At 61.8% G+C, this 8,311-nt stretch carries 6 protein-coding genes; all 6 read right to left on the bottom strand.

What is annotated here, in order from left to right:
* Positions 1–786: 786 nt before the first annotated feature.
* Complete coding sequence (locus NKH49_RS02815; protein ID WP_352470518.1) at positions 787–1,776, bottom strand: substrate-binding domain-containing protein; 990 nt, start codon at positions 1,774–1,776, stop codon at positions 787–789.
* Positions 1,777–1,849: 73 nt separating this feature from the next.
* Positions 1,850–2,905, bottom strand: a complete 1,056-nt coding sequence (locus NKH49_RS02810) for an ABC transporter permease (protein ID WP_352502907.1) — start codon at positions 2,903–2,905, stop codon at positions 1,850–1,852.
* Entirely contained in the window at positions 2,905–4,422 is a 1,518-nt protein-coding gene (locus tag NKH49_RS02805) for a sugar ABC transporter ATP-binding protein (protein WP_352502908.1), read from the bottom strand. Before NKH49_RS02805 ends, NKH49_RS02810 begins: the two co-directional genes overlap by 1 nt.
* The gene (locus NKH49_RS02800) at positions 4,419–5,417 is read right to left on the bottom strand and encodes a LacI family DNA-binding transcriptional regulator (RefSeq protein ID WP_352502909.1); all 999 of its coding nucleotides are present in this window, start codon (positions 5,415–5,417) and stop codon (positions 4,419–4,421) included. Before NKH49_RS02800 ends, NKH49_RS02805 begins: the two co-directional genes overlap by 4 nt.
* Before the next feature lie 297 nt (positions 5,418–5,714).
* Positions 5,715–6,170, bottom strand: a complete 456-nt coding sequence (locus NKH49_RS02795) for a CopG family transcriptional regulator (RefSeq protein ID WP_352925124.1) — start codon at positions 6,168–6,170, stop codon at positions 5,715–5,717.
* Positions 6,154–8,142, bottom strand: a complete 1,989-nt coding sequence (locus tag NKH49_RS02790) for a conjugal transfer protein TraG (protein WP_352925122.1) — start codon at positions 8,140–8,142, stop codon at positions 6,154–6,156. The genes NKH49_RS02795 and NKH49_RS02790 overlap by 17 nt, the downstream gene beginning before the upstream one ends.
* Positions 8,143–8,311 lie beyond the last annotated feature (169 nt).

Raw genomic sequence — 8,311 nt, 5'->3', positions numbered from 1 at the left:
GTCGCGTCATCCGATGCTGGCCTCCACTCCAGCCAGCATCTTGAATCACAAAACCGACTGATCCGGAATCCCCTTCGATTCCGTCAAATCAGGAACCGCTCTAGACTGGTATTGTCCACGTGCTTTGTGGGGGCCGACCAGCGCCAGCACCAAGCGGGCCGGTCCTTGTCGCCTTCTCCGCGCCTTCCCGGTGTGCCAATGCCAGAGATAGGAATATCGGAAGACCTGTGCGACTTTGGTTTTGGCTCAGAGAGCTCGTCGTGAGATGGTCGAGACTCGGCTCCATGCGGAGGCTTCGACCGCAGCGATATCGTCCTTGTTGAGCTCCGCTATCAGCTCGACCCGCCTGTCGCGCCCAACAGCCGGACAAAACCCCCGTAGGCCAGCAGCACGGCGCGTGCCGCCGTTTTGGTGATGACGACCGGATTGCGGACCGAGGTATCCTCATGAGCGCCGAAGTCTTTCTCGAGAGGGCGGCGGCGGTGACGGTGGCGGTCATCGGCGTGACCGCTTTATTCCCGAATAGAGGCGCTTTTCGCGCTTTCCGCGAGTGCCTGGCGCCAACCAAATGGAAACGAGCCCGTGGCAAGGCTGCTTGCAAGATCCAGCTGAAATCGCAGCGAGACGGGCTGATGCCGCCTACGCGCTCAACTGCGTGCCGTCCTTCGACCGCCGGGATTTTTCTAGCCGGAGTTTTGACCGACGACGACCACGCCGGCTCGCTCACAAAAACAACAAGGCCCACTCCCGGGCCTTGTCGTATCAACTCTGCTGTCGGCCCTGCCCTCAGTTTCCCGTCATCTGCTTGGCATTTTCCGGCGTGATCGCGGTCGTGTCCACCGTCACCGTCGGCTCCACCGACGAAGCACACTCAAGCAGGATCTTTTTCGACATCTCGATCGCTTCCTTGGCGCCGGTCGGGTAGGTGAAGGTTGCCGCCCAGTCGCCCTTGGCCACGGCCTCGATGCCGCCGGCCGGACCCGGCAGGCCATCAGTGCCGATGATCTTGACCTGCTTGCCCGCGCCCTTGGCTGCGAGCAGCGCACCCGCCGCCATCATGTCGTTCGAGGCATAGAGCACCTTGATGTCCGGGTGCGCTTGCAGCATGGCGGAAAAGGCGGTCTGAGCTTTGTCGGGCACCCAGTCGGCGGCCTGCTCGGCCACCACTTGGATTTTGGCATTCTCCTTCACACCGTCCTTGAAGCCGTTGAGCCGCTCCACCGCTGGCGTCGAACTCGGCAGCCCTTCAAGCACCGCCGCCTCGCCGCCTTCCGGGAGCAGGGTCTTTGCGGTGTATTTGCCCGCTTCGAGCGCGATCTTGTAATTGTCGCCGCCGATGAAGGCGGTGTAGTCCTTGCCGGGGTCGCCTACCGTTTTGCGGTCTAGTTCGATGACGGGAATGCCGGCATCCATCGCGCGCTTCACCGCCGGGGTTATGGGTGCTGCCTCGAAGGGCGAGATCAACAGCAGATCAACTTTCTGGGTTATGAAGTTGTCCACCTGCGAGGTCTGCGTGTTGACGTTGCCGGCGCCGTCGGCGATCTGCAGCGTGAACTGCGGCACATCCTTGACCGCCGCGGTCAGCTCGTCATTGACATGCTGGCGGTAGGGCTCGGCATTGTTCGCCTGCGAAAAGCCGATGATGAACTGGCCGTCCTTGGCGCAGGCCTTGACCATCGGGTCGGCCGCTTGGGCAGCACCCGCCATGCACAGGCAAGAGCCTGCCAGAAAGGCGACCTGCAGGGCGCGCCTCGATCCTTTTTCCATCGTTGTCATGCTTGCTCTCCTCCTCGTCGGGCCTATGGCCAGACCTTGGTTTCATGGTCTTCCAAATGCTGCCGCCGGCCTCCTATCGTCCCAAACCCTCGCGGCGGCGAACGAGGGATTGAAGCACTGCCGCCACAACGATGATCGCGGCGGTCGCGAGCAGCTGCATGGCGGGGGTAATGTTGTTGAGCTGAAGGATGTTGGCGAGCGCGCCGAGCATGATGGTGCCGGCAACGGTGCCGACCATCGAGCCGGCGCCGCCGAACAGGCTGGTGCCGCCGATGACCACGGCCGCGATGGCCGTGAGCTCATAGCCCATACCGTCATTGGCGCTGCCGAAGTTGAACTGACCCGCATGCACGACGCCGGCAAGGGCGGCGGCAAATCCGGTAATGGCATAGACCGAGATCTTGACCATAGAGACAGGAACGCCCGAAATGCGCGCCGCTCGCTCGTTGCCGCCGACGGCAAAGACATAGCGGCCGAAGCGCGTGGTATTCAGTACCAGGGTAGCAATGGCGGCGAAGACGATGAAGACGATGGTCGCCACCGGCACTGTGTTGTTGAACAGGCGCTCGCCCAGTACCGCGAAGACAGGTGGCGCCAGGCCGGGCCCCTCGCCATAGGAAATATTAATGTACTGGTTGCCGGAAACGACCAGCGCGAGACCCCGCGCCGCCTGCAGGCCGGCGAGCGTGACGATGAACGGCTCAAGCCGAAAGCGGCTGGAAATGGTGCCCTGGATCACGCCGAAGACGGTGCCCATTACCAGCACCGCGAGAATGGTCGGGATAAGCCCGAAGCCGCCGGAGATCATCATCGTCGCGGTGACGACGCTGGAGAGACCAAGCACTGCCCCCACCGAAAGGTCGATGCCGGCGGTGATAATGACGAAGGTCATGCCGATGGCGATAATGCCGGTCTCCGACACGGCGCGCACGATGTTGGCCATGTTGTCGGGCGCAAGGAACAGTATCTCGCCATGGCGCCTGGGCGAGAAGATGACGCCGCCGATCGCCACCAGCACCAGGCCGATCAAGCTTTGGAAGCGCACGATCAGCGCGAGTGGATCGCGATGCTTTGCGGCCGGTGCGGCTAGCACCGGACCGCTCGCAACCGAAATCTTCTGTTCGGACATCACGCCTCCCTGCCATTTGCCGCTGCCATCACGGTGTGCTCGTCAACGCCACCGGTGAATTCCGCTACATTGCGCCCCTGGCGCAGCACCACGATGCGGTCGCACAGGCCAATCAGCTCCGGCATTTCGCTGGAGGCAACTAGGATGCCCAGGCCTTGTGCAGCCAACTGCCGCAGCCGCTGATAGATCTCGCCCTTGGCGCCGACATCGACGCCGCGCGTCGGCTCGTCGAGCAGCAAGAGCCGGGGATTGCCAAGTATCTCCTTGGCCAGCACCACCTTCTGCTGGTTGCCGCCGGACAGCGCGCCGACCGCGATGTCGGGATTCTTCGGCCGAATGTCGAACTGGCCGAACGATTGTTTCACCGCCTCGGCCTGGCGGCCCGGCGACATCAGTCCGCCCGGCGATATTCGCCGGATCACCGACATGACGAGGTTGAGGCCAACCGCCATCCTCAGCATTAGGCCACTGCCACGGCGGTCGTCGGTGACGAAGGCGATGCCGGCAAGGCGCGCGGCTCTGATCGAATCAAGCTTGATCGGACGGCCGGAAATGACCACGCCGCCCTCCCATTGGCCGGAAAGGCCGGTGCCGTAAAGCGCGCTCAAGAGCTCGGTGCGCCCTGCCCCCATGATGCCGGCCAGCCCGACGATCTCGCCTTCATGCACCTCGAGTGAAAGCCCTGTCGGGGCCTGCCAGCCGGCGCTTTCGCGCGCTAGCCGGAAGCTGGCATTGCGCAGGCTGAGCAGAGCCCGGCCGACGGCCGTGGTGCGCTGGGGATAGAGTTCGTCCAGTGGGCGCCCGACGAGCAGCCGCACCAGTTCGGCCTGCGGTGTGTGCGGATCGGTGATGCCGGCTACACGTCCGTCCCGCATCACCGTCACCCGGTCCGCGATCTGCGGCACTTCCTCCAGACGGTGGGAGATATAGACGATGCCGACGCCACTGGCGGCGAGCTTGCGCATGATGTCGAACAGCCTCTCGACCTCGCCCACCGTTAAGGCCGCCGTCGGCTCGTCCATGATCAAGACCCGCGTCGCATAGGACAACGCTTTGACGATCGCAACGACCTGGCGTTGCCCTATCGAGAGGTCGCCGACTAGCCCAGCGGGATCGATAGCCAGTTCGATAGCTTCCAGACGCTTGCGAGCTTCGCGGCGCATCCCCGCCACATCGAGCAGTCCGCCCGAGCGCATCAATTCGCGGCCAAGGAAGAGGTTTGACGCCACATCGAGCGTTGGAACGAGATCAAGCTCCTGAAAAATGGTCGCAATTCCGGCCGTCTGCGCCTCGCGCGGGTTGTTGAACCGCACCGGCTTGCCGTCAATCTGGATTGTACCTTCGTCGGGTGCGTAAACTCCCGACAGCAGATTCATCAATGTCGATTTGCCGGCGCCGTTCTCGCCCAGCAGGGCGTGGATCTCGCCTGGCTTGAGATCGAAATCGACACCGCGTAGTGCCTGAACGCCGCCGAAGCGTTTCACGGCCCCTGTCACCGATAGAAGCGGCGCGCTCATGCCGGCCTCCCGCAGGATTGACGGGTATGCAGCGTCGCCTGAAGCCGCACCGAGCGGGGCTCTGTATCCGTTGATGCAATTCGGGCGCTAAGCAGCGATGCGGCCTGCCGCCCGATTTCGGCGCAAGGCTGCGCAATAAGGGTCAGTTGCGGCTCAAAACAATCGGCCCATTCGAAGTCGTCAAAGCCGACAAGTGAAAGATCCCGAGGTATTTCGAGACCTTTTTCGCGAACCGCTCGGACCGCTCCGATCGTCGCCATATTGTTGCCGGTGACCAAGGCCGTAGGCGGCGAAGGCAACGACAACATCGCGCGGGTCGATGCCGTAGCGCTCGCCGTGTCGACGTTCCCTGGCTGCAGATATTCCGACACGTAGGCAAGTCCGTTAGCCATCAAAGCTGACTTGAACGCATCGATACGTTCGCGAGTCGTAGCAAGGCCCGGCTGCCCTGCAATGAACCCAATCCGCTGATGGCCGAAGGATGCGACGTGATCGATAAGAGCGCGCATCGCAGATTGGTTCTCAACGCCGATCTGGTCAAATCGTTCGTCGGCAAACCGGTCGATCAGAACGCAGGGAACCATTTTCTCGGCAAGGTAATTGGTGGCTCGCTCTGGGGCACCCGAGGGCGCCAAAATAACGCCGTCAACACGTCGTTGATGGAAGGCGCGAACGACCGCAAGCTCCCGATCAGGATCGTCCTGCGTGTCGGAAAGGAAAACCATGAGGCCAAGACGCGCGCATTCCGCTTCCACGGCACAGATGATGTCAGTGAAATACGGGTTCGAGATCGCCGAAATCGCCAAGCCGACGCTGTTGGTTGAAGCGACCTTGAGGGAACGCGCCAGCCCATTGGGCTGATATCCAAGCAAAGCAATCGCTTCGTTAATGGCTCTCGATTTCGCAGGCGAGACAAAGCGCGTGCGGTTGATCACATGTGACACCGTTGAGACCGACACCCCGGCACGAAGGGCTACCTCAACCATCGTTGCCATTGCGGCTCAAACGGAGTGCTACTCGCAAGCGCTCCTCCCTGATGTTGCGCTTTAAACCCGCTCTGTCCTGGCGGATACAATAACCCTAGTGCCATCGAAACGTTTGCGCAATCGATTCGATAGTCGTTTTGATCTGATTAGACTAATGTTGTCTCGAATGAAGCAAAGCAGACATACGACGTCCGCTCGCTCACCACCCGAACTTTGTGGGCACGTTTAGGAACGGTGCGCGAGCAGATACCAACCCGTCGGAAAGATCACGGTCCCGAGAGACGCTTCAATCTGGCGTCACGCACCTTATCGGCTCGCTGGCGGCACTGGCGGGACATCGTCGGCTATTTCCTGCCTGAGCCTTGGTCCTTTGCTGAGCCGGCGACCGAGCGCATCGACGAAATTGTCGTAGCGCTGCAAGCCCTTGGCGCGCGCCTCCGCTTGCGCCGATTCCGGCAAGGCTGGAGTCGATTTGAGCCAAAACCGGACGAACAATGCTAGCGTCTCAATAGCAATTCCGACGTCACGCTCGACCCGCTGCACGCGTCGATCGATCTGGTCGAGGCGGCGAGTGATCGCCGCTTGCTTTCGTTCTTCGGCGTCCGGCGACAGGAACGACGCGAGCGCAGCCTCGGCGACCAGTGACAGCGAGACCTCGCGCCGCCCAGCGTAATCCGCCAGTGCCCTCATTATGTCAGGGTCGAGATAGGCAGACAGACGTCTTTTCTTGGCGTTCTTCATGCGCTCAAAGCTCAATGCCATCATTGGGGTCAAGGGCGGCCTGACGAGCTGCGCGTCTCATGGCTTGATCGACACTGCGGCGACGAACGGCGTCATCATCGGGCTCGTCCCTGTCGAGGTCGAACTCATCGTCGCAGCGTGCCGTTCGTTCCGGCGCGATGTCTTCGTGTTCGGGAAGCTCGGGCTGGCGGCGAATGCCGCCATTGGCCGGATCCTCGTCCTGCTGATCCCTGGCAAGCCTCAGCTTGCGAGATTTGCCTTCCGGCTCAGCAAGAAGTGTCGTGTCGGTCCAGTCGTCAGGGCGAGCGTTCTGCGTTGTCCCTCCGGTCCTTGGTGGCGGCAAGACGCGCTCGGCAAGACGCGGGTCGGCAAAGTAGCGTGCCTTCTTCGCACGGACTGGGAACTGGCCCGAGATCATAATGATCGCCTCGGTCGGCGGCAGCTGCATGATCTCGCCCGGCGTCATCAGTGCACGCGCCGTTTCCTGCCGCGACACCATCAGATGCCCGAGCCAGGGCGACAATCTGTGCCCCGCATAGTTCTTCATGGCGCGCAACTCGGTCGCGGTCCCCAGAGAGTCTGAGACGCGCTTGGCCGTCCTCTCGTCATTCGTGGCGAAGCTCACCCGCACATGACAATTGTCGAGGATGGAATTGTTCGGTCCGTAGGCCTTCTCGATCTGATTGAGCGATTGTGCAATCAGGAACGACTTGATGCCATACCCGGCCATGAAGGCCAGCGCGCTTTCGAAGAAATCGAGCCTGCCAAGCGCGGGAAACTCGTCCAGCAGCATCAAAAGACGCTGCCGGTGATGAAGATCTTCGGCGAGCCTGCGGCCGATCTGGTTAAGCACGAGTCGGATCAGCGGCTTTGTGCGACTGATGTCCGATGGCGGCACGACCAGATAAAGCGTCGTCGGCCGTGCCTCCTCGACAAGGTCTGCGATCCGCCAGTCACAGCATGACGTCACCTTGGCCACAACTGGATCGCGGTAGAGGCCCAGAAAACTCATGGCCGTCGAGAGCACGCCGGAACGCTCGTTCTCGGACTTGTTAAGCAGTTCCCGAGCAGCCGACGCAACGACGGGATGCGGGCCTGCATCACCCAAATGCCGCGTCAGCATCATGGCGCGCAGCGTTGCCTCGATTGGCCGCTCTGGATCGGAAAGGAAGTTCGCCACGCTTGCGAGGGTCTTGTCTTTCTCCGCATAGAGCACGTGCAGTATTGCGCCGACCAGCAACGCATGGCTGGTCTTCTCCCAGTGGTTGCGGCGTTCCAATGTGCCTTCTGGGTCGACCAGGACATCCGCCACGTTCTGCACATCTCGAACTTCCCACTCGCCCCGTCGCACCTCCAGCAGAGGATTGTAGGCTGCTGATCCAGCATTGGTCGGGTCGAACAGAAGCACCTGGCCGAAACGGGCCCGCCATCCGGCCGTCAGTTCCCAGTTTTCGCCTTTGATGTCGTGGACGATTGCCGAACCCGGCCAGGTCAGTAGTGACGGCACCACCAGGCCGACGCCTTTGCCGCTTCGGGTCGGTGCGAAACATAGCACGTGTTCCGGACCGTCGTGGCGCAGATAGTGTCGGCCCAACATACCCAGGATCACCCCATCCTGACCGATCATCCCAGCGGCCTTGATTTCGTCTCGCGTCGCCCAGCGCGCCGAGCCGTAAGTCGTGGTGTCCTTTGCCTCGCGCCCCCGCCACAGCGACATCCCGATCGCTGCGACGATAGCCATGAGGCTTCCGCTCGCCGCAATCGCCGCGCCCTCCAGGAAGACCTTCGGCGCGTAGGCGTCGTAGAAAAACCACCACCAGAAAAAGGCTGGCGGCGGATAAACGGGCTGTCCAGCCAATTCGAACCACGGCGGACCGAGTTGGCTTTGAAAGCCGAGCCGCCCTGCCGTCCACTGTGTTGCTCCCCATGTCGTCGCGACGACGATCAGAAAGGCGGTGAGTATCTGGCCCCATAAAACCTTGCTTGCCGGCATCGGTCGTTTCCCAAATGGATGATCGGAACAACCGAAAAGCTCGAATTCCTAAATCCGCAAGAAGAAAGGGGCGGTCGAAGCAGCATGGCGTACCCGGACGTGGAAAGACTTGCCCGATGCGGGCTCGAATGTTGAACGAGCATCGGGGGGCTGCTTTCTTCTGGAGCCG

Origin of the sequence: Mesorhizobium sp. M1088 (assembly GCF_040318575.1) — a bacterium.
In the GTDB taxonomy this organism is placed as follows: Bacteria; Pseudomonadota; Alphaproteobacteria; order Rhizobiales; family Rhizobiaceae; genus Mesorhizobium.
The sequence above is the reverse complement of the archived record's forward strand: the minus strand, read 5'-3'. Positions and strand labels throughout refer to the sequence as shown.

Coding starts and splice junctions, on each gene's coding strand:
- NKH49_RS02815 (WP_352470518.1), bottom strand. CDS start 1,776: ATGACAACGATGGAAAAAGGATCGAGGCGCGCCCTGCAGGTCGCCTTT.
- NKH49_RS02810 (WP_352502907.1), bottom strand. CDS start 2,905: ATGTCCGAACAGAAGATTTCGGTTGCGAGCGGTCCGGTGCTAGCCGCA.
- NKH49_RS02805 (WP_352502908.1), bottom strand. CDS start 4,422: ATGAGCGCGCCGCTTCTATCGGTGACAGGGGCCGTGAAACGCTTCGGC.
- NKH49_RS02800 (WP_352502909.1), bottom strand. CDS start 5,417: ATGGCAACGATGGTTGAGGTAGCCCTTCGTGCCGGGGTGTCGGTCTCA.
- NKH49_RS02795 (WP_352925124.1), bottom strand. CDS start 6,170: ATGGCATTGAGCTTTGAGCGCATGAAGAACGCCAAGAAAAGACGTCTG.
- NKH49_RS02790 (WP_352925122.1), bottom strand. CDS start 8,142: ATGCCGGCAAGCAAGGTTTTATGGGGCCAGATACTCACCGCCTTTCTG.